Genomic DNA, 26,303 nt, shown 5'->3' on the forward strand with positions numbered 1-26,303 from the left:
CTTTATACTCAAAAAATAATCAGATAAATGCTAATATTGGGCCTATCATGCGTTTTTAAACAAATTTCTCTAATTTCTTTTGACACATGCCTTTGCTGGCTTTATGATGCGCGCCTTATGAAAAAACTTAAACTTCCGATCACGATAGACCCTTATAAAAGTGCCCAGCGTCGGCTGGAGTGCGAAGGCATCTTTGAAATGTCGGGGATGAACAGACTGCTTGCTGCATGTGAACCATGCGACGGGCAAGTTACAGTTAATGTAGATTTTAATGTGGATGAACTTGGACTGGTGGTTATATCAGGCAAAGGCTCGGCATCAGTTGCATTAACGTGTCAGCGGTGTACTGAGGTATATGAGCAGGCACTGGAGGTAGATTTTACTTTCAGTCCGGTGAAAAATGCCGAAGCGGCAGCTGAATTGCCGTCATATTATGACGCAATTGAATTAGATGAAAATGGTGAAGTCAACTTGCGTGAATTGGTGGAAGATGAGCTCCTGCTCGCCATTCCCCTGATTCCCAGGCATTCCCTTGAAGACTGTCAAGCGCCTGCAGACAGTGTTTGGGGAGAATTGCCGGAAGAGCTAGAGAAGCCGAATCCATTTGATGTATTAAAACAACTCAAGTAATTAACCGATTTTAGGAGTAGACTATGGCAGTTCAAAAGAGCAAAAAGTCTCGTTCAAGACGTGGCATGCGTCGTTCACATGATGCATTAACTGTAGAAAATTTATCAGTTGACGCGGTTTCCGGTGAGACTCACCGTCGTCACCACGTAACAGCTGATGGCTTTTACAAAGGCGTTAAAGTAATCGCTAGATAAGCGACTTTGCGTTGAAAAATCTAACCATAGCGTTAGATGTTATGGGGGGGGACAAAGGCCCCCTTATAACAATCTCTTCTGCGATCATGGCAATCGAGCAACAAGCCAATCTGCATTTGATCCTGTGCGGCGATGAAAATATCATTTTAGCCGAACTCAAAAAGCAAACCTTCAGCAAACACCCCAGACTCTCCATTTTCCCGACCACAGAAGTGGTGGAAATGACGGATAAACCTTCTTTAGCGTTAAGATATAAAAAAAATTCATCTATGCGCAAAGCCGTTGACCTGGTACATCAGGGCAAAGCCCAGGCCTGCGTCAGCGCCGGTAACACCGGGGCCCTGTTTGCCATCGCCCATTTTGTCCTGAAAACCTTGCCCGGGGTTGAGCGCCCGGCGCTGATTACTTCGCTGCCGACACACAGGCAAGACAAGCATGTGTTTATGCTGGATCTCGGGGCTAATGTTTTTTGTGATGCCACCGTGTTATATCAGTTCGCCGTGATGGGCTCTGTGCTGGCGGAGCAGGTGGACGGATTAAAGCATCCCAAGGTGGCTTTGCTTAATATGGGGGAAGAAGAGATCAAGGGCAGTGATCATATCAAGTTGGCCGCCTCTGAGTTGACCGCCAACCCCGAGGTGAATTATATCGGTTTTGTTGAAGGCAGTGATATTTTTACCAATAAAGCGGATGTGATTGTCTGTGACGGTTTTGTCGGTAATGTTGCCCTGAAAACCTGTGAAGGGGTCGCCCGATTAGTTTATGAAAAAGCAAAAGTTTTCTTTAATCAGAGTTTTTTTGCGCGATTATTGGGCAAACTGTTGACACCGGCCTTAAAAAAACTGCTTAAATCCCTGAACCCCGACCAGTACAACGGGGCAAGTTTGATAGGATTGCGGGGAATTGTTGTCAAGAGCCATGGTAATGCCAATGCCAAGGCCTTTTATACTGCGATTATGGAGGCAGTCAAAGAGGTTGAAAGGCAGGTACCGGAGAAGATAAAAGCTAAGCTCGAACAGGGGTTGTTACCCAAACCCTAGACCCTGCCCGGGGCAAGTATGTTGCGGGTATTTTTACGGGCAATAGAGAAGATAAGCACTATCGACCGGTTTGCTATTTTATATTTTTTTTATATATCATGGCCGTTTGTTTCTGAACAGATTCTTTATCACTGATCCCAAAGTTTATTTGCGGATTGGTTTTACTTTAAAATTCATTAGGTTTTAAAAAATGCAAAATAATTTAGCGTTTGTTTTTCCCGGACAGGGATCTCAGGCTGTTGGTATGCTTGCAGATTTTGCTGAAAACGATATCGTCCAGGCAACTTTTAGCCAGGCGTCACAAGCTTTAGGTTATGACTTATGGCAGCTGGCTGCCCAGGGACCTGCGGAAAAATTAAACCAAACCCAATTTACCCAGCCGGCGTTATTAACTGCCAGTGTCGCTTTATGGCGCTTATGGCAGTCACAAAGTTCAGCTACACCTGCTGTACTTGCCGGTCATAGTTTAGGTGAGTATTCTGCGCTGGTATGTGCGGGCGTGCTCTCACTTGAAGATGCGGTGAAACTGGTTGAAAAACGAGGCTTATTGATGCAGGCCTGTGTGCCTGAAGGTGTCGGGGCCATGGCCGCGATTATCGGCTTAGCCGATCAGGCCATTATTGATGCCTGCGCCGAGGCAGAGCAGGGAGAAGTGGTTGCTGCCGTAAACTTTAATTCTCCGGGGCAGGTGGTGATTGCCGGCCATAAAGAAGCCGTCGCCAGAGCCGGTGATTTATGTAAAACTGCCGGTGCCAAGCGGGTGATGCCTTTACCTGTGAGCGTGCCTTCTCATTGTGCCTTAATGAAAGATGCCGCAGATAAGCTGGCACTTGAATTTGAAAATATCACCTTCAATACGCCAAGTATCCCGGTGATCAATAACGTCGACGTTAAGGTTGAAGACGATGTTGACGCCATTAAGCTGGCCCTGGTTAAGCAGTTATATCATCCGGTACGCTGGACTGAAACCATAGAGAAAGTTGCCGCCCAGGGCGTCACGGATGTGGTTGAAGCTGGTCCGGGTAAAGTGTTGCAGGGGTTACTCAAACGTATTGATAAATCATTGACTTGTATTGCTGTCAATGATTCCGACACATTAACAAAAGCGTTAACGTCATTTAAACAGGATTAATTATGATTTCATTAGAAGGTAAGGTTGCCTTAGTCACAGGTGCCAGCCGCGGCATAGGTAAAGCCATTGCCAGTCAACTTAAAGCGCTTGGCGCTACGGTGATCGGCACGGCAACATCCCCTAAAGGCGCTGACAATATCAGCGAATATCTCGGCCAGGGCAACGGCCTGGTGCTTAATGTCACCGATGATAACTCCATCAGCGAGATGTTTACCACCATTAAAGAACAGCACGGCGGCATTGATATCCTGGTAAATAATGCCGGTATTACCCGCGATAACTTGTTTATGCGCATGAAAGATGAAGAATGGCAGGATATTATTGAAACCAACCTTTCTTCTGTCTTTAAGCTCAGCAAAGCGGTGATGCGTCCGATGATGAAAAATCGCCATGGCCGTATTATCAATATCGGCTCGGTTGTCGGTACTATGGGCAACGCCGGCCAGGTCAACTACGCCACTGCTAAAGCCGGCTTATTAGGTTTTACCAAGTCGCTGGCAAGAGAAGTGGCTTCACGCGGTATCACAGTCAACACCGTTGCCCCTGGCTTTATCGATACCGATATGACCCAGGAATTGACGGATGAGCAAAAAGAGGGCATTTTTGCCCAGGTACCTGCTAACCGCTTAGGTAAGCCGGAAGAAATTGCGACTACGGTGGCGTTTTTAGCCTCTGATGCCGCCGCCTATATCACAGGTGAAACTATTCATGTCAATGGCGGCATGTACATGGTTTAGTTATTTTATTTAAGGGCTTGTCTTTAACGCTTGCTCTTAACATAAAATAAGTATAAATATAAGACAGGCAACAGGTTAGACCAGCATAAAAAGTCAATTAGATGCTTGCATGGGGCGCTGTTGCCGAATACACTACACGCAATTTGTAAAATTGCATTTTCTAGCAAAGGAAGAAAAATGAGTACAATCGAAGAACGCGTAAAAAAAATAACTGTTGAACAACTGGGTGTGAGTGAAGCAGAAGTAAAAACTGAATCATCTTTTGTTGATGATTTAGGCGCCGACTCACTTGACACAGTTGAGTTAGTAATGGCGTTAGAAGAAGAATTCGACACAGAAATTCCTGATGAAGAAGCTGAAAAAATCACGACTGTTCAAGCTGCCATCGACTACGTTACTGCAAACCAGTAATGTGAATAGCCCGGTGATTATAGTCCTGTAAACAGGTGCTCGACCGGGGTTTATTTTCAATAATTTTATATGCTTTACCCTGAGGGTAAAGCATAGATCTCCATCCCGTTATTCAATTCTATCGGAGGCAACTCATCCTATGCGACGTGTTGTAGTTACCGGTCTTGGAATGCTTAGCCCTTTAGGCAATTCTCCAGAAACGACTTGGCAAAATTTACTGCTTGGCAAAAGCGGTATCGGTTCTATTGAGCATTTTGACACCTCGGAATATCCAACCCGTTTTGCCGGTTTGGTTAAGGGCTTTGATGCCCAGGATTATATGGCAAAAAAAGATGCCAAAAAAATGGATCTTTTTATTCAGTATGGTGTTGCTGCCGGGGTGCAGGCTGTAAAAAATTCCGGCCTCGAAATTAATGAGGAAAATGCTTCCCGTATCGGGGTTGCTGTTGGCTCAGGCATAGGTGGTTTAGGCTTAATCGAAGAAAACCACGAAAAAATGCTGAAAACCAGCCCGCGCAAATTATCACCGTTTTTTGTGCCTTCTACTATTATCAATATGATTTCCGGCCACTTGTCGATTATGTTCGGCTTAAAAGGCCCGAATATCTCAATCGTTACCGCCTGTACCAGCGGTGTGCATAATATCGGTCATGCCGCCCGTATGATCGCTTATGGCGATGCTGATGCCATGGTGGCCGGTGGTGCAGAAAAAGCCTCTACCACTTTAGGTATGGGAGGCTTTGGTGCCGCACGCGCCATGTCTACCCGCAACGATGAGCCGCAAATTGCTTCACGCCCCTGGGATAAAGACAGAGACGGTTTTGTCCTCGGAGACGGTGCCGGTGTCATGGTGCTGGAAGAATATGAGCATGCCAAGGCGCGCGGTGCGACAATTTACGCCGAATTAGTCGGTTTCGGCATGAGCGGCGACGCCTATCATATGACCTCGCCGCCGGCGGACGGTGAGGGCGCTGCCCTGGCGATGGCTAATGCCATCAAGGATGCCAAGCTGGATAAATCACAAATCGGTTATATCAATGCCCATGGTACCTCGACGCCGGCCGGCGATATCGCAGAAAGCAATGCGGTAAAATCGGTTTTTGGCGAACATGCCTATAAGCTCATGGTCGGCTCGACCAAATCCATGACCGGGCATTTATTGGGAGCCGCCGGTGCGGTGGAAGCCATTTTCTCTGTCCAGTCGCTGATGCATAATGCCGTGCCTCCTACCATCAACCTGGACAATCCGGGTGAAGGTTGTGATCTGGATTACATTGCCCATACTGCGCGTGATGTTAATTTAGATTATGTTTTATGCAACTCGTTCGGCTTTGGTGGCACCAATGGTTCATTGATCTTTAAGAAAGTTTAATTAATCAATAAATTGACTTGAAGTCATCAGCTTAAGCCTGAATACTAGTGCAGTATTCAGGCTTTTTTATTATCTTGGTATTCCAATTATATGCTTTATTGTCAGGTCAACGGCGAACAGACACCTGTTTTGTCAGTCAGCGACAGGGGATTTGCCTATGGTGACGGCATTTTTACCACGGGAAAAATCAATGCAGGCTGCCTTGAACTGCGTGCCGAACATCTCTCAAGGCTTAAGCTCGGCTGCAGTAAGCTGCAGATAACAGCGCCCGACTGGTCAGCCCTGGGTGACGAACTTAAGCAAATTGCTGCTCAATATCAAGAGGCGGTGATGAAAGTGATCATTACTGCCGGACAGGGGGGACGGGGCTATTCACGCCTTGGTGCCGGGGAGCCTAATGTGATCATCCAGGTACATGCTTTTCCCGGGCATTATGCTTTGTGGGCACGCCAGGGGATCACCCTGGGTATAGCTGAGCAAAAACTGGGCTTAAATCCTATGCTGGCGGGGATCAAGCATTTAAACCGCCTGGAGCAGGTGCTTATCCGTCAGGAGCTGGATCAGCGTAAAGAAGACGATCTCTTAGTGATGAACCTCAGGGATGAAATTGTCGAAACCAGCTGTTCAAATGTTTTTTGGCAACAGCATGGCCACTGGTATACCCCTGAGCTTAGTGATAGCGGGGTTGAAGGTCTGGCCCGGGCCGCTATGCTGGCAAAACTTGGTCAGGTAGAGATAATAAAAGCCGGTTTGTCGGCGCTTGATGATATTGAAGCCATGTTTATTTGTAATACGGTGATGGGGGTCGTGCCGGTGCGGGTATTTAACCGCCGTGAGCTTGATATCTCCCGGGTATTGACCCTTGAGAGTAGTTTTTCGTGATCAAAAAAGTTCTTTTATTTCTGCTATGTCCCTTATTGCTGGTGCTGGCTTTGGTTTACGCCTTAATTGAATATCAGGTCAGGCAACCCCTGGCGTTGGCAGAAGATACCTTGCTGACGGTTAAACCCGGTACCCATGCCGGTTCTTTTTCCCGCTCGCTGGTTAAAAAGGGCTGGCTTGATACCCGATTTTACCTTCGCAACTATATCCGTTTGCACCCCTCGCTTGCCGGGCTTAAAGCGGGTACCTACCAGGTAGAGGCAGGCATGAGTTCGCTGGCATTGGTCCACCGTTTGGTGCAGGGAAAAGAGCATCAGTTTAGCGTCACTTTTATCGAGGGTTCCACCTTTAAGCAGTGGCTTGAACTCTTGGCCAAACAGCCAAGGTTAAAGCAGACTTTAACAGGGCTTTCGCTAAAACAAATTGCAGCACGACTGTCGCTAGATGCTGAAAACCCCGAAGGCTGGTTTTTTCCGGAAACCTATGCCTATACCTCGGGAACCTCAGATTTGGTGATCCTGGCGCGAGCACATAAGAAAATGCGCAATACCCTGGATGAGTTATGGCAAAAAAGAGCTGAGCATTTACCTTATCGCTCGCCTTACCAGGCGTTGATCATGGCATCGATTATTGAAAAAGAAACCCGTCAGTTGGCGGAGCAGCCACTGATCGCCTCAGTGTTTGTTAACCGTCTGCACAAGGGCATGCGTTTACAAACCGATCCCACGGTGATTTACGGTCTTGGGGAAAGGTATAAGGGAGACATAAAACGCTCCCATTTACGGGAAAAAACCGCCTATAATACCTACCGCATTAATGGGTTGCCGCCAACGCCGATTGCCATGCCGGGTTATACCTCGCTCAAGGCGGCATTAAATCCGGCAAGCAGCGATTATTTTTATTTTGTCAGCAAAGGCGATGGTTTTCATGTCTTTTCAAAAACGCTGGCGCAGCATAATCGCGCCGTTAGCCGCTATCAATTGGGAAAACACTGATTGTTAAGGGCTGCAAGGTCAAGAAGTCTTCTGCTTTCCCATCCGGATTTATCCCGGATGGGAAAGCAGGGGCTGAAATTTTTAAAGAGTCGAGCGAAGCCAATGTGTTTCGTTGCTCATGCTAAGTTAGGTAAGAAGTAAATGAAGCGTGGAAAGTTTATTGTTGTCGAAGGCATGGAAGGTGCCGGAAAATCATCGGCGATAAAGGTCATTGAAGAGCTGCTTAAGCAGCACAAGATTGATTTTATTAATACCCGCGAGCCCGGCGGTACTCCCCTGGCGGAGTCGTTGCGGGACATGGTCAAATCTGCCGAGCATGAAGAAAAGTTAACCCAGGAAACTGAGCTGCTACTAATGTATGCCAGTCGCAGTCAGTTACTGGAAAATCGTATTTTACCCGCCCTTGAGCGCGGCCAGTGGGTCATTGGAGATCGCCATGATTTATCTTCCCGTGCCTACCAGGGAGGCGGCAGAGAATTTGATGATAAAGTGATCCAGGCGATTGCCGATGTCACCCTTAAAGGTTTTACCCCGGATCTGACCCTGTATCTGGATATTGACCCCAAACTCGGCTTATCCCGCGCCCAGGCCAGGGGAGCCCTTGACCGCATCGAGCAGGAAAAATTTGATTTTTTTACCCGGGTGCATGACAAGTACCTTGAACTGGTCAGCGGGGACAGCAGCATTAAAACTGTCGATGCCAGCCAGAGCATGACGGATGTGCATCAGCATATTGCAACGGTTGTTGGTGATTATCTGCAGGAAAATACTTAATGCAAACCTGGTTAGTACAGCATCAGCAATTATTGTCACAGCAGTTAGAACAAGGCAGGTTAGCTCATGCCATCTTGCTGGCGGGCGTCGCCGGTGCGGGAAAGTTATCTTTGGCAAACTGGCTGGTGCAGGTGGTTTTGTGTCGCCAGCCGCAAAAAAGTAAAGACCAGGGCATTCTATCGCCCTGTAACAACTGTAAATCCTGCCGCCTTTACCATCAGGGGAGTTACCCTGATTTTCTGAGCGTGACCAGCGAGTCGAAAAATATCGGTGTCGATGATATCAGGCGCATCAGTGCTTTTGTCGAAACTACAGCGCATATAGGCAAGAATAAAATTGTTTTGCTGCCTATGGCCGAAAAAATGACCACAGCAGCCGCTAATGCTTTATTAAAAACGCTGGAAGAGCCTGGGTTATCCTGCATACTGATCTTGGTTTCAGATGATCTGGATATGTTATTGCCCACCATCACCAGTCGTTGCCGTTTATACGATATCAGGCCTTTATCGGGGCAGGCTTTGCTTGAAAGCCTTAACCGGGGACAAACACAAGAGAATCTTTTTGCCAATGTCAGTCAGTTACCTGAGCTGACCGATGAGCAGGTTCATGAACAGTTTCGGCAATTTACCGGGTCTTTACTCGATTTTCTCATTAAAAGACAAAACCGGGGGGCGTTACTGGCCCTGTTAAATGAAAATACTTATGCTTTTCGCTGGCTGGAGTATATGCTTGTGACTATGGCCAGGAGCCAATATAATTGGCTTACTTGGTCTGCACTGACGGTCAATTTAGTCAGTGCAGAGGAAAAAAGCGCTGCAACAGGCACTGCACAGGGCGATGCTATCGGGCAGCTTCCCGATAGTGAGACGATTTGGCACATTTATCAGCTTGTTATTGGCTGCATTAAGCAGCTAAAGTCTATGGTGCAGGTAAATGCCGCTTACCTGAGCGAAAAGCTGCTGGTCGATATCGAGACCAGGCTAGATAAATAAGGAGGCTGATATGACAGAGATAAGTTTAGAGTTTGTTAACGACAAAGACTTGTACCTGGCCTATATGCCGTTTTTAAAAGCCGGCGGTTTGTTTGTCCGTACCACGGAGGCCTATGAATTGGGGGCCGATATCATGCTTGAAGTGGCCTTACCGGATTCACTGGAAAGTTCGCAGGTAAAAGGAAAGGTTTGCTGGATAACCCCGGTGGGAGCACAAAACGGCACGCCTCCCGGGATAGGGATCAGTTTTGTCGAGGATCCTGATAATTTACGCAACCAGATTGAAAAAGTCCTGGGGCGTCACTTGAATTCGTCCGAGCCCACCTTAACCATGTAAGTTTTTTGTCTGACTTACATCCATTTTTTATTTCTTAGTTTATTCACTTAAGGGGAATATTTTTGTTTATTGATTCTCATTGTCACTTAGATCGCCTGGATCTGGCTGAATTTGACAATAACCTGGACAATGTCGTTAAAGCCGCAGAACAAGCTCAGGTTAATGAGCTTTTATGTGTCAGTGTCACCCTGAAAGACTTTCCGGCCATGGTCGAAAAAACCCGGGATTATGCCAATGTACGTTTATCTTGTGGCGCACATCCCCTGAACCAGGAAGAAGCAATTGATGAGCAGGAGTTACTGGCATTAGCGCAACATGAGCGGGTTATTGCCGTAGGGGAAACCGGTCTTGACTATTTTTATGCGCCGGAGACCAAGGCATTACAGCTTGATGCTTTTAAAAAGCATATCCGGGTGGCGAGAAAAATAGCGAAACCCCTGATCATCCATACCCGGGATGCCCGTGAAGACACCTTAACCATTTTAAGGGAAGAGCAGGCGGAGCAAGTGGGGGGCATATTACACTGTTTTACCGAAAGCTGGGAAATGGCGGAGCAGGCGATGGCAATGGGGTTTTATATCTCTTTTTCCGGCATAGTGACCTTTAAAAATGCCAGTGCCCTTCGGGATGTCGCGAAAAAAGTGCCGGATGATAAATTCCTTATTGAAACCGATGCTCCTTATCTGGCGCCTGTTCCCCACAGAGGCAAACAAAACCAGCCGGCATATGTAGTCGAAGTGGCAAAACACCTGGCCAGTATCCGCGGTCAGTCGGTAGAAGACATTGCCCGGTTATCGAGTGAAAACTATAAGCGGCTTTTTTCCCTTTAACTTTTCCTGCATAGCAGATAAAAAAATGGCCCGAAACCATATCAGTTTCGGGCTCAGGGTAATGGCTCAATGGGGTTGAGCCTTGCGCTAATAAACTTGTATTAACAAAAGATATTAAATGATCCGGTAAAATTAAGTGTAGTGGAAACCTAAAGTATTGCGAACTTATTGCAAATAAATTTCATTTATATTTTTCAATGTTGTTAACTTTATGTTTTCCTTAGCTTTAATGGATAGGTTTTATCCTCGGCTTTTAGGTGTTATCAACAAGCTCTAACCGGGATATCTACGGTTAATCCACTAGTTATTCACATGTTTGGCAAATGTTTTTTGCTGGGCAGCCTACATCAGATATGGCATGATCATTTTCCTGACGTCACCACAGGTAACTTTGTTCGTGCTAAACCGGATCTGGATCAGCTTTTTTCTTATTGCTTTTATTTCTGCCCTTTATCAATGGCTTTTTGCCGGTAATGCCTTGGTATTTGAACAAATTATCAACGCTATTTTTGATATGGCCAAGTTGACGGTAGAAATCGCCATAGGTTTGCTCGGTATTCTCAGCTTTTGGCTAGGGATGATGAAGATAGCCGAACATGGCGGGATTGTGGCGAAATTAGCCGAGTGGATCTCCCCCTTGTTTAGCCGTTTAATGCCGGAAGTTCCCAAAGGACACCCTGCTATGGGCTCGATGACCATGAATTTGTCGGCAAATTTTTTAGGCCTGGATAATGCGGCAACCCCTTTAGGGTTAAAGGCAATGCAGGATCTGCAGCAACTAAATCCCAAAAAAGATACCGCCAGCAACGCACAAATTCTATTTATGGTGCTTAATACCTCATCGGTGACCCTTTTCCCGGTATCGGTTTTTGTTTACCGGGCCCAACAGGGGGCGGTCAATCCAACAGATGTGTTTGTGCCTATCTTGCTGGCAACCTTTGCTTCAACCATGACCGGCTTAATGGCGGTGGCTTTTGTACAACGTATTTCCTTAGTGAATCGTGTGGTGCTGGTTTATTTGTCTTGTGCCATGGCCTTGGTTGCTGCGCTGGCGGTTTATTTTGCCGGCTTAGGCTCGCAGGCATTGGCTGCGCAATCATCTTTGCTTGGCAATTTGCTGATCCTGTCCACTTTAGTGACTTTTATGCTGGTGGGGATAAAGCGTGGCATTAATGTCTATGACAGTTTCATCAGCGGGGCCAAGCAGGGCTTTGAAGTCAGTATTAAGTTGATCCCATACCTGCTGGCGATGTTATGTGCGATTGGCGTATTCAGGGCCAGTGGCGCCCTGGATCTGATTGTTGATGTTATCCGCAGCTTAGTTAACGGCCTGGGCTTTGACAGCCGCTTTGTTGATGCTTTGCCGACGGCTTTTATGAAGCCTTTAAGCGGTTCGGGGGCCCGGGCTATGATGGTTGAAACCATGAATAACTTTGGCGCGGACTCGTTTGCCGGGCGCTTATCTTCAATTATTCAGGGCTCTACCGAAACGACCTTTTATGTTCTGGCGGTTTATTTTGGTTCGGTTGGGATAAGACACAGCCGTCATGCCGTCAGTTGCGGATTAATCGCCGACCTTGGCGGTATTCTTGCCGCTATGTCTGTTTGTTATTGGTTTTTTGGTTAACAGCTCCTTCCTCTGCTTCGAGTATGAGAAAATGTGGATATTTCCCAATCCAGCCGGAGAATATTTCCGGGGCAGAATTTTGTTATAACAGGAAAATATTCTTATTTTATCTATACTAGAAAACACCGCTTTTTCTTAAAGCGATGTTTTTTGTTATTAGCTGTCGTCAATATTTGATCGAAGTGAGTTGAACATGGCCAGAAGCAGGTTTTTTATTCGCATCGGGCAGCAGGTATATCACCGGCCTTTGAAATTTTTGCTTTTACCTGTGGTGGGGAACATGGCTTTGATGATAACCGTTCGCCGCACTTTACCCGTCATAAGGAAATCCCTTTTCGTGTTTGCTTTTTGTGATGACTAATCCAAAAGGCTTATTCTTATTTTTCCTGCCAAAAGTTTTGCTCTGGCAGATTACTCCTTATTTTTGCTTGTTCAGACATAAGTTAGATATCAAATGTCCTGATTTGAGCCGTATAGCGGTTAATTAAGCCTTAGCCTGTGCATTGGCAATTATCTTAGTGGCTTGATTATCGTGAAAGTAGAATTAGTAAGATAGATCATTTGGAGGTGTGAATGCTGTTTTTCAAAAGGTTGCGGATATTTCATAAAATAATCGCCATTCTCGCTATCGCGGTATTAATTTTTGTGGTCAACCTGATCATAAATATCAATGCGATAGCAAAAAACCAGGTATTGCTTGAAAGGGTGGCCCAGGTATCCATTCATTTAGTTAATTTAACCAGTGAGAATGTTACCTTATGGCAAAGGCTGGATGAAATTTACACCCAGAGCGTTTCTTTTTCTGATGAAGACTTACTCACTGATGCCGGCACAACCTATCAGTTGCTCAGTGCAAATGTTAAAAAGATCAGCGAGCTGGCGCCTGAGTTAACGGCTTATCGGGGCATTAAAGACAATATGGGCAAATATAATGCGCTATCGGATGAAATAACCCGGGGTTTTATTGAAGGCAGTGCTGATTTTGAAGCCCTGACGCCAAAAATTGAAGTGAAGTCAACCTTGTTTAGCCAGGTGGAAAAAAAACTACAAGCAGAAAAAAAGGCAGCGTTATCTGATTTTCAAAAGAATATCCAAACCACTATCAATAACTCGGATCAGTCCCGGGATTTGAGCATCATTGTCGGGTTAATATTACTTATTTTGATGTCTGTGCTCGGTACTTATATTGCTAAAGCCATCAGCCATTCCGTGGTTTCTATTGAGGCATCATTAAAAGAACTGGCAGAAGGCGACGGTGATTTAACCAATCAGTTACATGTGACCAGTGAAGATGAGCTTGGCAGTGTGGTGAAGTATTTTAATAACTTTACCCAAATGCTGCGCGGCATAGTGCAGGAAATTGTGAATGTTGTTAATCCGCTTGCTAATAGCGCCCAGGAGCTTTCGGCGAAGGTACAGCAAGTTGAGTCAAATGTCGGTGAACAAACCAGTGTGGCCGAGACCACCAAGCAGTCCATGGAAGAAATGCAGTTAAGTGTGGCTGATATTACCAAGTCGGCTTCACAAGCCGCCGATGCCGCCAATGCAGGAGAAATTGAAGCCAATGAAAGTATGGCAAAAGTAGAGCAGTCTTTGGCTGTTTCTACCGAATTGACCAAGGACATAGAAACCGCCTCAGATGTCGTTAATCAGCTGGCGCAAGACTCACAAAATATGAACAAAATTCTTGATGTTATCAATGGTATTGCCGAACAAACCAATTTACTTGCCCTTAATGCCGCTATTGAAGCGGCAAGGGCGGGAGAGCAGGGACGGGGTTTTGCCGTGGTTGCCGATGAAGTCAGGAGCTTGGCATCAAGAACCGCTTTATCTACCACGGAAATTCGTGAACTGTTAGATAAATTAATCTCAGCAGCGAGTTTATCGGTAAAGTCCATGAATGAAGCCAGTGAAAAAGCCAATAACAATGAAGTGATTTCCCGTGAAATGGGGGAGTCGCTGGATAAAATAAAACATCAAATTGAACATATCAGCTCTATGAATGGTCAGATTGCCGCTGCAACCGAGCAGCAATCTGTGGTGGCTGATGTTGTGGTTAATAATATCGAAGAAATGTATTTGAAGTTTAGCCAGACCTCTGAAGCCGTGAATGAAATGCGTAATGTGGCATCCGGCCTGGATAATAATGCGGTGAAACTGGATCAGGCAACATCAAAATTTATTATTTAGGTGAACAGGTTAGGGAAAAACTTTAAACTAAAGATGTCGGTGATAAAATCAGCAAGCAAGCGCTTAAGTCTTTCTGAAACAGGGAAAATATTTTTCTTAGCGGGCGGGAATGGGTTTACAGTTTATGGTGAAAGGTTTATAACACAATAACTATCTGTCATTGAGCAATCAGGGAAATTGTTTTGCGCCTAAGTTTTTTATTTTTATTGTTTTTTTCTGGAACTGTTTTTGCCGGTAATTTGCACTTGCCCAAAGAAATCAGTATTGTCAGTATTAACGGGCAACCTTACCAAAATTCATTCTTTGCTTCTGATAGCAATATCCGGCTAACGCCGGGTCAGCAGCTGCTGGTGCTGGAATATAAAGATATTTTTGAAAACTATGAAGATGATGATCATACCAAGATAATCTCTGAGCCATATGTGGTTATTTTTACTGTTGGCGAACAGGATGAGCTTACCCTTAAGCTTCCCAGGATCGCAGATGAAGAGCAGGCCCGGGGGTTTGCCAATAAATTTAATGTCACTTTCCTTGATGCGTCAAACCGTGAGCACCCGGTATTTATTCAAGATTTAATGAAGTATAAAGCCGGGCTTATGGTTAATCACCCGGTATTTGAACCTCATGGTCAAGATCCGGAAAAACCGATAGCAGGACAGGGGGAAAATGCCTTAATTCACCTTAAGCACTGGTGGCTGCTTGCCAGTGAAAAGCAAAAAAGGCAATTTATGCAGTATTTGTTGTTAGAAGAGCAAATGGACTCGCTGGCACAGGGAGAAGTAAAACCATGAAATTCCTACTCTTGTCTCTCTGCTGCTTGATTTTCTTGCCGTCCTGGGCGGAAGAGCCCCAAAGAGAAAATATTATTGAGGTTATGGGGGATGGCGTAATAATGCTAAGCCCTGACAGGATGAAAGTGAACCTGGTGCTTAAAGAGGAAAGCCGTCATATCGGCAAGGCTAAAATGCTTATTGAGCAACAGAGCAAACAAATAGAGCAAATAGCAGCCGGTTTAGAGATAACAGGGGCTAGTATTCAGTGGCAGCCGGTGAATATCCGGCCAATATATAAAGATGATGCGGTGCAGGTTCATGCACTTGAAGTACCGCACACTTTATACCAGGGACAAGCTGCCCAGGTTTTCTTATCTGCGGCAGCGGGCAACAAGAACAGTGAATTTGAGAAATTTGAGTTGTCCCGAGAACTTAGCATTGACTTTTCTGATCCCGGCCTCTACCAGCAGTTTTTGCAAAGAGCTCTGAGTCACGGCATCAAGCATTTCTTTCCCGCCCCGATAAACCCCGATGAATACCGCCAGTACTATCAACAAGCTTTAGATAAAGCTGTGGTTAATGCCAAAACCAAGGCCGAACATCTGGCCCGGCAAACCGGTACTAAACTGGGAGCTTTGTTTTCACTTAGGGAAGTGATATTGCCGAATAGTATAGCCGGGCAAGGAAGTGCTTTATCAAAGGGGAGTACGGCTTCCGATGATCCCCGGCAAGAGATCCGGGCACGGGTTATCGTCTCTTTTAGAATAATTCCTTAATTTATTCTGTTCTCGTACCGGATAATGCTTTAATTTATAGCATGAACAGGGTATGTTATGCGCTTTTTGACTCTGACGGGGTTTTTATAGATGAGTAAAGCTGACTTTTATCAAACGCTCAACGCGCAAGTGAGCGCTATTATTGCCGGAGAAACCGACAGCATCGCCAATATGGCCAATATCTCCGCTTTATTGTTTGATGCCCTGGATGAGGTAAATTGGGTCGGTTTTTATCGCCGTTTCGATGAAGAATTAGTGCTGGGGCCATTCCAAGGCAAGGTCGCTTGTATTAGAATACCCTTAGGAACGGGGGTTTGTGGTACCGCGGCTAAAACCGGAGAGGTTCAGCGTATTGCCGATGTCCATCAATTTTCAGGTCATATTGCCTGTGATGCCGCCAGTAATGCTGAAATAGTACTGCCGGTGAGAAAAGAAGGTGAAGTAGTGGCAGTATTAGATATTGACAGTACCCGATTTGAACGTTTTGATGCTGACGACCAATCAGGCTTAGAAGCCCTGGTGAAGACCTTTGAGTCGAGCCTGGTATAACGATGAAAGAATTTGTTGTCATTCATGATTTTTTGGTCTCAGAAGCCGTTGTCGGGGATTGGGAAGGAAATGAAGAGCAGGTAGCAGAGAGGTTAAATGAAATTTATCATACCCTTTATGCATGTGCCGAAGAAGATATAGAACCTAATGTACTTACTCAGCTGTTAGAGCGAGTATGGGATACTTGGATCGGGCAGGAAGAATTGCCCGATTTAGAAACGGATGATATTTATGACTGGTGCCAACATGTTTTGGAAAACCGGGATCAGTATCTTCAGGATTAAATTTTTATTTTGAGTTAAATTGTATTTATGGAAACTAAACGTACTAGCAGTAAAGAATTAATTGCCTATTTAGCAGAAAAATTTCCCGCATGCTTTTCTGTAGAAGGGGCAGCGAAACCATTAAAAATTGGTATTTTTCAGGAATTGGCACAAAAGCTAGCTGATGACGAAACTGTCAGTAAAACCCGTCTTCGCCAGGCGCTTCGCCATTACACCAGCAGCTGGCGCTATCTAAAGTCGATTAAAAAAGGTAGCTTCCGTATTGACTTGGAAGGTAATCATGCTGAAGAAATCGATCAGGCTCAGGCAGATTATGCCAGCAAAACCTTAAAAGAAAGCCAGGAAAAATTTGGTAACAAAAACCGTAAAGACAAAGAAGGTAAAAAACCTTATAAAGGAAATAAGCCTGCTGCGAAGGAGTCTGCGTCTGAAAAGCATAAGGCTAAATTTAAAGCGGTGAAAGCGACTAAACGTGAACCTGTAAAAAAAGAAAAGGTTACGCTGAAACCGGTAGAATCGGCTACTATTAGTGTAGGTAAGAATGTAAAAGTGCAATTAGGCAATGCGCCGATGGATGCGACAATCACCGAAATTGCAGGTAATGACATCAGTGTACAACTCGGTTCAGGAATGGTCGTTAAAACACAAATCCAAAATATATATTCTGAATAATATGGAGTAACAGGCATGCAAAAATTTTGTCGTATCGCACTTGCCGTATCCTTGTCATTAACAAGCATGCATTTATTTGCTTTTGATAGCAAGAACCAGGCTGACTCACTTCCCGTTCTCGCACCAGAAAGTCAACATGCAACAGCTACCAAGCGGATAACGGCGCAATTTACGCGTGCCCATTATAAACCTGTTGAAATAAACGATAATTTATCCGAGCAGATTTTTGATCGTTATATCAAGCAACTCGATTATGCCCGTAATGTTTTTATAGCCTCTGATATTGCCGCGTTTGAAAAGAACCGGCATGACTTTGATACTATGATCACCCGCGGGCAACTTGATGTTGCCTATGATATTTATAACCTCAATATGCAGCGCCGCTTAGAGCGCTATGAATATGCATTAACCCAGCTGGAAAAACCGTTTGATTTCACTAAAGATGAAGTCTACAGCTTTGACCGGGAAGAGGCGCCTTGGCCGGTATCTGAAGCCGAATTAAATGAATTGTGGCGGTTAAAGGTCAAATACGATGCCCTTAACCTGACCCTGGCGGGGAAGGAATGGCCGAAAATTCAGGAAATTTTATCTAAGCGTTATAAATATGCCATTAAACGTTTGAAGCAAAGTGAAAGCGAAGATGTTTTTCAAATTGTGATGAACAGCTTTGCCCGCGTCGTTGAGCCTCATACTTCTTATCTTTCTCCCCGTAATGCCGAACGTTTCCAGATGGAAATGAACTTATCCCTTGAAGGCATAGGGGCGGTGCTTAGGGCTGAAGAAGACTATACCGTGATACAAAGCGTGGTCTCCGGTGGCCCTGCCGATAAATCCAATGAGTTAAAACCAAAAGATCGCATCGTGGGGGTTTCCCAGGATAATAAAGAATTTGTCGATGTTATCGGCTGGCGTCTTGATGATGTGGTTGAACTGATCAAGGGGCCTAAAGGCAGTAAAGTACGCTTGCAGGTATTACCCGGAGAATCAGATGACGATGCCAGTACCAAAATCGTTTCTATTATCCGCGATACCATTAAACTTGAAGACAGGGCGGCCAAGTCTGAAGTTTATTATGAAAAAGCCGGTGATGTGAACAGTAAAAAACTGGGGGTGATCACTATCCCAAGTTTTTATAATAACCTTTCCCGTGATGTTAAAAAAGAACTGGATTCACTAAAAGCCCAGCAAGTAGAAGGTATTATTGTTGATTTGCGTGGTAACGGTGGCGGTTCATTAACCGAAGCGACCTTGCTTACCGGTCTTTTTATTGATAAAGGACCTGTGGTTCAGGTAAGGGATGGCGCTAACCGGGTATCGGTAAACAGCGATAAAGACGGTTATAGCTATTATGACGGGCCGTTAACTGTAATGGTGGACCGTTACAGTGCATCGGCCTCAGAAATTTTTTCTGCCGCTATTCAAGATTACAGCCGCGGTGTGATTGTCGGTGAACATACCTTTGGTAAAGGAACCGTTCAGCAGCACAGGGGGCTGGGCCGGGTTTACGATCTTTATGATAAACCTTTTGGCAGCATCCAGTTTACTATTGCCAAGTTCTACCGTATCAATGGCGGCAGCACTCAACACCGGGGAGTCCTGCCTGATATTGAATATCCGTCAGCGGTTGACCCTGAGGATTGGGGAGAAAGCCGGGAAGAAAATGCACTGCCCTGGGATCAAATTGCTCAGGCCAAGTATACCAAGCTCAACGATCTCAGTTCGGACCTGGCTTACTTGAACTCCCTGCATAAAGAGCGGATTAAAAGCAATAAAGAGTTTAACTATCTGTTAGATGATATCTTGGTCTATCAGGCCGAAAAAGATGATAAAACAATCTCGTTAAACTTAGCCAAGCGTAAAGCGAAAAGGGAAGAGCGCAAGGTGAAGCAACTGGCGCGCACTAACGAAAGGTTAGTGGCGATGAAGATGGAAAAAGTGAAATCTTTAGATGATTTGCCGGATGAGCTTGATGAGTTGGATCCCTTCTTAGATGAAACCGCCAAAATCACTTTTGATCTGGTTTCGTTAGGGAAAGTTGCTAAAAAATAACGGGCGTAATAGCGTATAAAGCCGCCGGCCATGGCGGCTTTTGTTTATCTGCATCATAAGAAATATCCACAAAAGAAGAATAGTTATTTACCAAATCTTGCATTAACCACCTGAGCTGCGAAGTAAATAATAAAGAAAGCACTTGCACTCTTTAAAGAGACTAGGCATGTTAAGCAGGCTTTGATACCAACACATACAAGAAAAGGCTCACTGACAGAGCATTTCCTTATGTGTGCTTGCTATGACTTCAATAATAATTAAGTATAAGAAGGTTTCAATATAACCATGACAGACACTCCTTTGAAAAAATCTCCCAGTATGGTCGATACCTTGATCCCGGTATTAGCCTTGGTGGCCATGTTGGCTACTGCAGTAGGTTACTTTGGTGATAATTCATCTTATGGTCCCAACCAGATTGCCTTATTGATCAGTATGGGCCTGGCGATGGTTATAGGGATAAAGAACGGCCACAGCTGGCGTGAAATGGAAAAAGCCGTAGTGAACGGTATTTCATTGTCCCTGGGGGCTGTGCTGATTTTACTGTCCGTTGGAGCACTAATCGGCACCTGGTTATTATCCGGCACTGTCCCGACCATGATCTATTATGGTTTGAAAATCTTGGATCCCAGCTGGTTTTATGCTGCCGCCTGTATTATTTGTGGCATAGTGGCCATGAGTATCGGCAGCTCCTGGACGACGGCGGCTACCATAGGTGTTGCTTTGCTCGGCATAGCACAGGGCCTGGGATTATCACCGGCCATTACCGCGGGAGCCGTTATTTCCGGGGCGTATTTTGGCGATAAAATCTCGCCGCTTTCTGAAACCACCAACCTGGCCCCGGCTGTTGCCGGCAGCGAGTTATTTGCCCATATTCGCTATATGTTATGGACCACAGTGCCTTCGATTTCAACGGCAATTGTGATATTTCTCATTCTTGGTTTTTCTGAAACCTCCAGCGCCGATACCAATGCCATTGATATGATGAATACCCAACTGGCGCAGCAGTTCAACCTCAGTATTTTTAACCTTATTCCCCTGGTGGTGCTGTTGGCGATGGCGATTAAAAAAGTTCCGGCTTTTCCCGCGGTCTCTATCGGTGCGCTGTTGGGGGGGGTATGGGCGGTATTGTTCCAGCAAGACCTGATCATGCGCCTGGCCAGCGAGGGCACAGAAGCGTTTGCCGGGAATCTTATGGTGGTATGGACCGCTTTTTTTGACGGCGTAGCGATTGAAACCGGCGATGCCGAGCTTAACAAGCTGTTAAGTGGCGGCGGCATGTCAAGCATGTTGACGACCATTTGGTTGATCATGTGTGCTTTAAGTTTTGGCGCTGTGCTTGAGCATTTAGGCATGTTGCGTAAGCTGGTGGAGTCTATTCTTGCTGCTGCGAAATCAACCGGCAGCCTGATTGCCAGTACGGTTGCTACCTGTATCGGTACTAACCTGATCACCGCAGATCAATATATGGCGATTGTGATGCCCGGGCGTATGTATAAAGAAGAATACCAGCGCCGGGGACTGGATCCTGTGGTGTTAAGCCGTACCTTGGAAGACTCGGGCACTATTACTTCGCCGCTTATTCCCTGGAATACCTGTGGCGCCTATATGTCGAGCGTGTTGATGGTCAATCCGCTGGAATATATCTTCTATTGCTTCTTTAACCTGATCAACCCGATGCTGGCGATAGTTTATGGCATGATCGGATTTAAGATAAAAAAATTGGTGAAAGGCAGCTAATTTTTTTAAAGTAAATATTTATTCAAAAACCTGTGTTATGCAGGTTTTTTGTTTTTCAGCTTGTTTATTTATAAAATAATATTCATCAAGGCCAACTGACTGGCCGTATTCAGGGACCTATTTATGAGTGAATTTACCCCACGTTATCTGGCAGATTACCAAGTTTCAGCTTTTACCGTTGCCACTATCGATTTAACATTTGAATTAGATGATACCGCCACTAAAGTCACCAGTGTGATGTCGGTGAAACGCCAGGGCAGTGGTAAAGAGCCGCTTATCCTTGATGGCGAGCATCTGACTTTACTTTCGGTAAAACTCGATGATTGCTTGCTGTCAGCCAGCGATTATTATTTATCGGATACCGGGCTGGAAATTCCGGTACAGGCGGATGAATTCCAATTAACCATAGTCACTGAAATAAATCCACAGGATAATACTGCCCTGGAAGGGCTCTTTAAGTCAGGTGATGCCTTTTGCACCCAGTGTGAAGCAGAAGGCTTCAGGCGGATTACCTATTATCTGGACCGTCCGGATGTGATGGCTGTTTTTACCAGTAAAGTCATCGCCGATAAAACCAAGTATCCCTATTTACTTTCAAACGGCAATAAAATTGCCTCGGGAGAGCTGGATAACGGCAAACATTTTGTCCAGTGGCATGATCCTTTTCCCAAACCCAGTTATTTGTTTGCCCTGGTGGCCGGCGATTTCGATTTGCTGCAAGACAGTTATCTGACATCAGAAAACCGAGAAGTGGCGCTGGAAATATTTGTCGATAAAGGCAACCTGGCCAAAGCCGAGCATGCCATGGCCTCTTTAAAAAATGCCATGGCCTGGGACGAAGAAACCTTTTCCCTGGCCTACGATTTAGATATCTATATGATAGTGGCGGTCGACTTTTTCAATATGGGAGCGATGGAAAACAAAGGACTGAATGTTTTTAACAGTAAATACGTGCTGGCGGATACGGAAAGCGCCACCGACGTGGATTACTATAATATTGAAGCTGTGATCGCCCATGAATATTTCCATAACTGGACCGGTAATCGCGTGACTTGCCGGGACTGGTTTCAGCTGAGTTTAAAAGAAGGTTTAACGGTTTTTCGCGACCAGCAGTTCAGCGGGGATATGAATTCTAAAACGGTGAGCCGTATCCAGAACGTCAGGGTACTGAGATCGCAGCAGTTTGCCGAGGATGCCGGCCCCATGGCGCACCCGATCAGGCCGGAAAAAGTGATGGAAATGAATAATTTCTATACCTTAACCGTGTATGAAAAAGGCTCTGAAGTTATCCGCATGATCCACACCCTGCTCGGGGCAGAGGGCTTTGCCAAGGGCATGGCATTATATTTTGAACGTTTTGACGGTATGGCCGTGACCTGCGATGATTTTGTCAATGCTATGGCAGATGCCTCCAAGGTTGATTTAACTCAGTTCAAGCGCTGGTACAGCCAAAGTGGTACACCGCACCTGAAAGTCAGTGAAAGCTTCGACCCCGAAGCGAACTTATATCATTTGACCATCAGCCAGCATAACCAGGCGGGTGAATTGTCTTCACCGCTGAGTTGCTTGCACATTCCGGTGAAGATGGAGCTCATTGATGCCGATTCAGGCATTGGCCAGCGGCAGTTACTGGAATTAACCGAGCCGGAGCAAACCTGGACCTTTGAGCATTACCAGGCAAAACCTGTGGTGGCTTTGCTGGAAGACTTCTCTGCGCCGGTGAAAGTGGATTTTGAACAAACGGACCTGGCGCTGGAAGTGTTGATGCTGGCAGCCAGCGATGGCTTTTGTCGCTGGGATGCAGGACAAAAACTGTTAAGCCGTTATCTGCATAAGCTGGTGTTAGAGCCGGGTTATGCACTGCCGGCGAGCCTGATCACTATCTTCAGCAAAATCTTACAAAATGATTCAGATCCGGCTTTTACCGCCGAACAGTTGACTTTGCCCGCGTTTGGCGAGGTCGTCGACCAAATTCACCAGGTAGACCCGCTTGCCCTGGTCAATGCTTTGAAAACGTTAAAAAGCTTTTTAGCCAATGGCCTGCAGGAGCAATTAAGTGCCTGTTATCACAGCAGCGTAGAAAAAACGGGCCTGAGCCATCAACAAGCTATCGGTAATCGGGCACTGAAAAATATCTGCTTATCCTATCTGGCGGTATTACCCGGGGCCGATACCCTGGTCGAGGCTCAGCTGAGCAGTGCCGCCAATATGACAGATACCTTAGCGGCGCTTAATGCTTCGGCATATAACAACTTGCCGGCCTTTGACAGCCAGATGTCCGCTTTTGAAAGTAAATGGCACGATACGCCCCTGGTGGTGGATAAATGGTTTACCATCAATGCCAGCCTAAATAGTGACGATATCTTTGAACGGCTGGTGGCCTTGCTTAAACATCCGTTATTTAGCATTAAAAACCCGAACCGGGCGCGGGCCTTGATCGGTGCCTTTGTCAGCGCGAATCCGCAATATTTCCACTGTGAAAGCGGGCGGGGATACCAGTTCCTGGCAGAGCAAATAAAAAGGCTTAATGAAATCAATCCGCAGGTGGCATCACGTCTGATCACGCCGCTTATCCAGTATAAGGAATATGATCTCCCGCGCCAGCAGCTGATGCTGGAGCAGCTAAAAGTACTGCGCGCTTTGCCGCAATTATCCAAAGATCTGCTGGAAAAACTGGATGCGGCATTAAATTAAACAATGAAGTATTATTTTTCCATTAATATGACCAGCGAGGAGTTTCTGCCCTATTATCAGGGGCAGATCCACTCGCTGATCGTTACCAGCACACAAGGACAAAGAATCCAGTTTCCTGCGATGCATATCAGAAAATACCTGACCAGATCTGGGGTTCGGGGTTATTTCTGTATGGAAACCCAGAATAATAAGTTTTTATCTTTGACCAAACTGAGATAATTAGAGTATATGCTTTAAACGGTGGTCAGACCATCATAGAAATAATATCAGCCGTTGTTTCAGCAGAAATAGCGGCTAATTCCTTCACTTAATCGTCCTGAAACCAGTAAAAGCTATATTGTTTTAAACGGGTGTTTTAAACAGTGTTTTAGCTTTCCGATTAATTTCAATGCAAGTCATTAAAATACAGTGCCTTAACAAATGTGTTTTGGTCTTGCCTCATGACGCAAATGATGCAATTATTGTTTAATCCACAAAAGTGGGATAGAAAAATAAAAAGTAAGAACTAAGAATAATTGTTTCGGGACTGGGGAGAGAATGAATGAAACATCATCCGCGCGATAAGTTTTATAAAAAGCCATTGGCTTTGAGTATTACCGCCGCTTTAATGTCTTTCGCGGCGAGTCAAGCATCCGCGGCTAATTTCCAATTGGGCGACTTTGACATCAGTTTTGACTCTACCTTTACGGCAGGCTCAAGTTGGCGCGTAGAAGACAGGAATTGGTCAGACAATGTCGCTAAGTCAAACAACCTGAAAAATGGTTTTGATTTTAGCAGTTACAATGCCGCCTTTAATAACGAACCGGGCGGGCTGAGCCAAAGAGATATCTGGCTCGGATCAGGGAACTACTCCAACAACGGTGATAACGGTAACCTCAATTACGACTCCGGTGAAACCTTTTCAAAAATGATCAAAGGCAGCCACGAGCTGGATATCCGCAATGGTGATTTTGGCCTGTTCGTGCGCGGTATGTATTTTTATGATTTTGAGATGATGGATGAAAGCCGTGCCTGGGATAACCCTATTAACGGCAATACCAACGATCCTTGTCGTGACAAGGAAGCGCGTGAGCAAATCTGTCGCGATGTCCGTTTACTTGATGCCTTTGTTTACGGCGATTTTGAAATTGGCGAGATGCCGTTATCGGTGCGTCTGGGTCAGCAGGTGATCAGCTGGGGTGAAAGTGCCTTGATCTCCCACGGCTTAAGTGAAATAAACCCGGTAGATTTTGCCCGCCTGAAAGCGCCAGGGGCAGAGCTTAAGGAAGCCTTTATTCCTTTTGGTGCTTTATGGGCTTCACTTGGGGTCACGGAAAACTTCAATATTGAATTGTATTACCAGTATGAGTGGGAAAAAACCGTATTGCCTGCACCGGGCAGTTACTTCTCCACCAATGATTTTGCCGGTGACGGCGGTCAGTACAATAATATCCAGTTAGGCTTTGGCGGTCGCCCTGACTTAGATCTGGATTCTTTACTTGAAGGCTTAAATGAAATCGGCGATATGCTTCGCTCAGGTGATCCCGAGCAGATGGCGGCTGCACAAGCAGCTTATGTCCAGTATCCTACCAAGGTAACCTTACGGGCGCCGGGCTCAAAAGCTGAGTTAAAACCTAAAGACGGCGGCCAGTACGGTTTACGTTTATCCTGGTATCTGCCTGAATTTAACGATACCGAATTAAGCCTGTATTATGTTAACTATCACAGCCGCCGGCCGTTATTCTCCGGGATAACCGCAGATTTCTCCGCTGAAACCATGGGCGCAGATTTGGCGACCATTGCCAGCGGCCCTGTGACGATTGATAACTACAGTGATTTAAATACCTTCTCTCAGGTACTGTTATCCTATCCTGAAGACATCAATATGTATGCGTTAAGCTGGAACTCAACTTTAGGCACCACAGCCTTCTCCGGTGAGATCACTTATCGTCAAGACGAGCCGCTGCAAATCGATGATGTAGAACTGTTATACGCCGCTATGCCGCAACAACTCTACAATGCCGGTCTTAGAGACGATACTAACTATGTTTCACAAATGGTAGACAGCACAGGTAATCCATACGGCTCAGGCGTACAAGCCAATGGTTTTATTTTATCTGATACTATACAGGCGCAAATGACCTTTGCCCATTTGTTCGGGCCGACCTTAGGTGCCAGTCAGTTCACGACCTTATTAGAAGTTGGTGCTATCAGCATTGAAGATATGCCGGATAAAGATGAACTGCGTCTTAATGGTCCGGGCACCGGACGAAGTGGTGTGATTGCAGCGGCACCGGGGTTAAATGATGCCCTGCAGGGCGGCGTGGAAACCAATCCTTTCCCGGATGATTTTGCCTGGGGTTACCGCGTAGTAACTAAGCTTGAATATAACGATGTTTTTGCCGGGATTAATGTTTCGCCGAAAATGGTGTTCTCTCATGACGTTCAGGGGATCACACCCGATCCTATCTTCCTGTTTGTCGAAGATCGCAAGTCTGTATCCCTTGGGGTAACGCTTGACTATCAAAGCCGCTGGTCAGCGGATTTCAGCTACAACAGCTTCTTTGATGGCGTAGGCACCACCAACCAGATGGAAGATCGTGATTTTGTTTCTTTTAGTGTTAAATATTCTATTTAAGGGCATCCA

Annotated in this window: 25 protein-coding genes; all 25 read left to right on the plus strand. The window is 45.7% G+C overall.

Annotation, left to right across the window (positions count from 1 at the left end; all coding sequences use genetic code 11):
* The first annotated feature begins 117 nt into the window (after nucleotides 1–117).
* The 25 genes from yceD (at nucleotide 118) to QL234_RS06975 (ending at nucleotide 26,294) form a co-directional block, all read left to right on the plus strand.
* A complete protein-coding gene (gene yceD / locus QL234_RS06855) occupies nucleotides 118–630 on the plus strand; it encodes a 23S rRNA accumulation protein YceD (RefSeq protein ID WP_281557101.1) in 513 nt (170 codons plus the stop codon).
* Nucleotides 631–653: 23 nt separating this feature from the next.
* Entirely contained in the window at nucleotides 654–824 is a 171-nt protein-coding gene (gene rpmF / locus QL234_RS06860) for a 50S ribosomal protein L32 (protein WP_084692570.1), read from the plus strand.
* Nucleotides 825–835: 11 nt separating this feature from the next.
* Entirely contained in the window at nucleotides 836–1,864 is a 1,029-nt protein-coding gene (gene plsX, locus QL234_RS06865; RefSeq protein ID WP_281557102.1) for a phosphate acyltransferase PlsX, read from the plus strand.
* 190 nt (nucleotides 1,865–2,054) lie between these two features.
* Nucleotides 2,055–2,996 (plus strand): ACP S-malonyltransferase, encoded by a 942-nt coding sequence (gene fabD / locus QL234_RS06870; protein WP_281557103.1) that lies wholly within the window; start codon nucleotides 2,055–2,057, stop codon nucleotides 2,994–2,996.
* A 2-nt stretch (nucleotides 2,997–2,998) separates the two neighbouring features.
* The gene (gene fabG, locus QL234_RS06875; RefSeq protein WP_281557104.1) at nucleotides 2,999–3,733 is read left to right on the plus strand and encodes a 3-oxoacyl-ACP reductase FabG; all 735 of its coding nucleotides are present in this window, start codon (nucleotides 2,999–3,001) and stop codon (nucleotides 3,731–3,733) included.
* Nucleotides 3,734–3,910: 177 nt separating this feature from the next.
* Nucleotides 3,911–4,144, plus strand: a complete 234-nt coding sequence (acpP, locus tag QL234_RS06880; protein WP_044831639.1) for an acyl carrier protein — start codon at nucleotides 3,911–3,913, stop codon at nucleotides 4,142–4,144.
* 139 nt (nucleotides 4,145–4,283) lie between these two features.
* A complete protein-coding gene (fabF, locus tag QL234_RS06885; RefSeq protein ID WP_281557105.1) occupies nucleotides 4,284–5,516 on the plus strand; it encodes a beta-ketoacyl-ACP synthase II in 1,233 nt (410 codons plus the stop codon).
* Between the two features lie 90 nt (nucleotides 5,517–5,606).
* A complete protein-coding gene (pabC, locus tag QL234_RS06890) occupies nucleotides 5,607–6,398 on the plus strand; it encodes an aminodeoxychorismate lyase (RefSeq protein ID WP_281557106.1) in 792 nt (263 codons plus the stop codon).
* Nucleotides 6,395–7,393: an endolytic transglycosylase MltG gene (gene mltG / locus QL234_RS06895; RefSeq protein WP_281557107.1), complete on the plus strand. Its 999-nt coding sequence runs from the start codon at nucleotides 6,395–6,397 to the stop codon at nucleotides 7,391–7,393. The genes pabC and mltG overlap by 4 nt, the downstream gene beginning before the upstream one ends.
* Nucleotides 7,394–7,534: 141 nt before the next feature.
* Nucleotides 7,535–8,167, plus strand: a complete 633-nt coding sequence (gene tmk, locus QL234_RS06900; protein ID WP_281557108.1) for a dTMP kinase — start codon at nucleotides 7,535–7,537, stop codon at nucleotides 8,165–8,167.
* Nucleotides 8,167–9,159 carry a DNA polymerase III subunit gene (locus tag QL234_RS06905; RefSeq protein WP_281557109.1) on the plus strand — a complete coding sequence of 331 codons (993 nt, stop codon included), beginning with the start codon at nucleotides 8,167–8,169 and terminating at the stop codon, nucleotides 9,157–9,159. The genes tmk and QL234_RS06905 overlap by 1 nt, the downstream gene beginning before the upstream one ends.
* Nucleotides 9,160–9,169: 10 nt before the next feature.
* Entirely contained in the window at nucleotides 9,170–9,496 is a 327-nt protein-coding gene (locus QL234_RS06910) for a PilZ domain-containing protein (RefSeq protein ID WP_281557110.1), read from the plus strand.
* Nucleotides 9,497–9,558: 62 nt separating this feature from the next.
* Nucleotides 9,559–10,326, plus strand: coding sequence for a YchF/TatD family DNA exonuclease (locus QL234_RS06915; protein WP_281557111.1), 768 nt, complete (start codon nucleotides 9,559–9,561; stop codon nucleotides 10,324–10,326).
* Nucleotides 10,327–10,723: 397 nt separating this feature from the next.
* On the plus strand, nucleotides 10,724–11,953 hold the full coding sequence (locus tag QL234_RS06920; RefSeq protein ID WP_281557772.1) for a spore maturation protein: 1,230 nt from the start codon (nucleotides 10,724–10,726) through the stop codon (nucleotides 11,951–11,953).
* Nucleotides 11,954–12,526: 573 nt separating this feature from the next.
* Complete coding sequence (locus QL234_RS06925; protein ID WP_281557112.1) at nucleotides 12,527–14,143, plus strand: HAMP domain-containing methyl-accepting chemotaxis protein; 1,617 nt, start codon at nucleotides 12,527–12,529, stop codon at nucleotides 14,141–14,143.
* 182 nt (nucleotides 14,144–14,325) lie between these two features.
* Nucleotides 14,326–14,934 carry a DUF2057 family protein gene (locus QL234_RS06930; RefSeq protein WP_281557113.1) on the plus strand — a complete coding sequence of 203 codons (609 nt, stop codon included), beginning with the start codon at nucleotides 14,326–14,328 and terminating at the stop codon, nucleotides 14,932–14,934.
* Entirely contained in the window at nucleotides 14,931–15,692 is a 762-nt protein-coding gene (locus tag QL234_RS06935; RefSeq protein WP_281557114.1) for an SIMPL domain-containing protein, read from the plus strand. The genes QL234_RS06930 and QL234_RS06935 overlap by 4 nt, the downstream gene beginning before the upstream one ends.
* Nucleotides 15,693–15,782: 90 nt before the next feature.
* Entirely contained in the window at nucleotides 15,783–16,241 is a 459-nt protein-coding gene (locus tag QL234_RS06940; RefSeq protein WP_281557115.1) for a GAF domain-containing protein, read from the plus strand.
* 2 nt (nucleotides 16,242–16,243) lie between these two features.
* Nucleotides 16,244–16,525, plus strand: coding sequence for a hypothetical protein (locus QL234_RS06945; protein ID WP_044831627.1), 282 nt, complete (start codon nucleotides 16,244–16,246; stop codon nucleotides 16,523–16,525).
* A gap of 27 nt (nucleotides 16,526–16,552) precedes the next feature.
* Entirely contained in the window at nucleotides 16,553–17,197 is a 645-nt protein-coding gene (proQ, locus tag QL234_RS06950; RefSeq protein ID WP_044831626.1) for an RNA chaperone ProQ, read from the plus strand.
* Between the two features lie 15 nt (nucleotides 17,198–17,212).
* Nucleotides 17,213–19,246: a carboxy terminal-processing peptidase gene (gene prc, locus QL234_RS06955; protein ID WP_281557116.1), complete on the plus strand. Its 2,034-nt coding sequence runs from the start codon at nucleotides 17,213–17,215 to the stop codon at nucleotides 19,244–19,246.
* Between the two features lie 285 nt (nucleotides 19,247–19,531).
* Nucleotides 19,532–20,983 carry a Na+/H+ antiporter NhaC gene (gene nhaC, locus QL234_RS06960; RefSeq protein ID WP_281557117.1) on the plus strand — a complete coding sequence of 484 codons (1,452 nt, stop codon included), beginning with the start codon at nucleotides 19,532–19,534 and terminating at the stop codon, nucleotides 20,981–20,983.
* Between the two features lie 123 nt (nucleotides 20,984–21,106).
* Nucleotides 21,107–23,677 carry an aminopeptidase N gene (pepN, locus tag QL234_RS06965; protein ID WP_281557118.1) on the plus strand — a complete coding sequence of 857 codons (2,571 nt, stop codon included), beginning with the start codon at nucleotides 21,107–21,109 and terminating at the stop codon, nucleotides 23,675–23,677.
* 3 nt (nucleotides 23,678–23,680) lie between these two features.
* Nucleotides 23,681–23,896, plus strand: coding sequence for a DUF2835 domain-containing protein (locus QL234_RS06970; protein WP_281557119.1), 216 nt, complete (start codon nucleotides 23,681–23,683; stop codon nucleotides 23,894–23,896).
* Nucleotides 23,897–24,218: 322 nt separating this feature from the next.
* Entirely contained in the window at nucleotides 24,219–26,294 is a 2,076-nt protein-coding gene (locus QL234_RS06975) for a DUF1302 domain-containing protein (protein ID WP_281557120.1), read from the plus strand.
* Nucleotides 26,295–26,303 lie beyond the last annotated feature (9 nt).

Origin of the sequence: Thalassomonas sp. RHCl1 (assembly GCF_947387555.1) — a bacterium.
GTDB lineage: Bacteria > Pseudomonadota > Gammaproteobacteria > Enterobacterales > Alteromonadaceae > Thalassomonas.

Coding starts and splice junctions, on each gene's coding strand:
- yceD (WP_281557101.1), top strand. CDS start 118: ATGAAAAAACTTAAACTTCCGATCACGATAGACCCTTATAAAAGTGCC.
- rpmF (WP_084692570.1), top strand. CDS start 654: ATGGCAGTTCAAAAGAGCAAAAAGTCTCGTTCAAGACGTGGCATGCGT.
- fabD (WP_281557103.1), top strand. CDS start 2,055: ATGCAAAATAATTTAGCGTTTGTTTTTCCCGGACAGGGATCTCAGGCT.
- fabG (WP_281557104.1), top strand. CDS start 2,999: ATGATTTCATTAGAAGGTAAGGTTGCCTTAGTCACAGGTGCCAGCCGC.
- acpP (WP_044831639.1), top strand. CDS start 3,911: ATGAGTACAATCGAAGAACGCGTAAAAAAAATAACTGTTGAACAACTG.
- fabF (WP_281557105.1), top strand. CDS start 4,284: ATGCGACGTGTTGTAGTTACCGGTCTTGGAATGCTTAGCCCTTTAGGC.
- pabC (WP_281557106.1), top strand. CDS start 5,607: ATGCTTTATTGTCAGGTCAACGGCGAACAGACACCTGTTTTGTCAGTC.
- tmk (WP_281557108.1), top strand. CDS start 7,535: ATGAAGCGTGGAAAGTTTATTGTTGTCGAAGGCATGGAAGGTGCCGGA.
- QL234_RS06905 (WP_281557109.1), top strand. CDS start 8,167: ATGCAAACCTGGTTAGTACAGCATCAGCAATTATTGTCACAGCAGTTA.
- QL234_RS06910 (WP_281557110.1), top strand. CDS start 9,170: ATGACAGAGATAAGTTTAGAGTTTGTTAACGACAAAGACTTGTACCTG.
- QL234_RS06925 (WP_281557112.1), top strand. CDS start 12,527: ATGCTGTTTTTCAAAAGGTTGCGGATATTTCATAAAATAATCGCCATT.
- QL234_RS06935 (WP_281557114.1), top strand. CDS start 14,931: ATGAAATTCCTACTCTTGTCTCTCTGCTGCTTGATTTTCTTGCCGTCC.
- QL234_RS06940 (WP_281557115.1), top strand. CDS start 15,783: ATGAGTAAAGCTGACTTTTATCAAACGCTCAACGCGCAAGTGAGCGCT.
- QL234_RS06945 (WP_044831627.1), top strand. CDS start 16,244: ATGAAAGAATTTGTTGTCATTCATGATTTTTTGGTCTCAGAAGCCGTT.
- proQ (WP_044831626.1), top strand. CDS start 16,553: ATGGAAACTAAACGTACTAGCAGTAAAGAATTAATTGCCTATTTAGCA.
- prc (WP_281557116.1), top strand. CDS start 17,213: ATGCAAAAATTTTGTCGTATCGCACTTGCCGTATCCTTGTCATTAACA.
- nhaC (WP_281557117.1), top strand. CDS start 19,532: ATGACAGACACTCCTTTGAAAAAATCTCCCAGTATGGTCGATACCTTG.
- pepN (WP_281557118.1), top strand. CDS start 21,107: ATGAGTGAATTTACCCCACGTTATCTGGCAGATTACCAAGTTTCAGCT.
- QL234_RS06970 (WP_281557119.1), top strand. CDS start 23,681: ATGAAGTATTATTTTTCCATTAATATGACCAGCGAGGAGTTTCTGCCC.
- QL234_RS06975 (WP_281557120.1), top strand. CDS start 24,219: ATGAAACATCATCCGCGCGATAAGTTTTATAAAAAGCCATTGGCTTTG.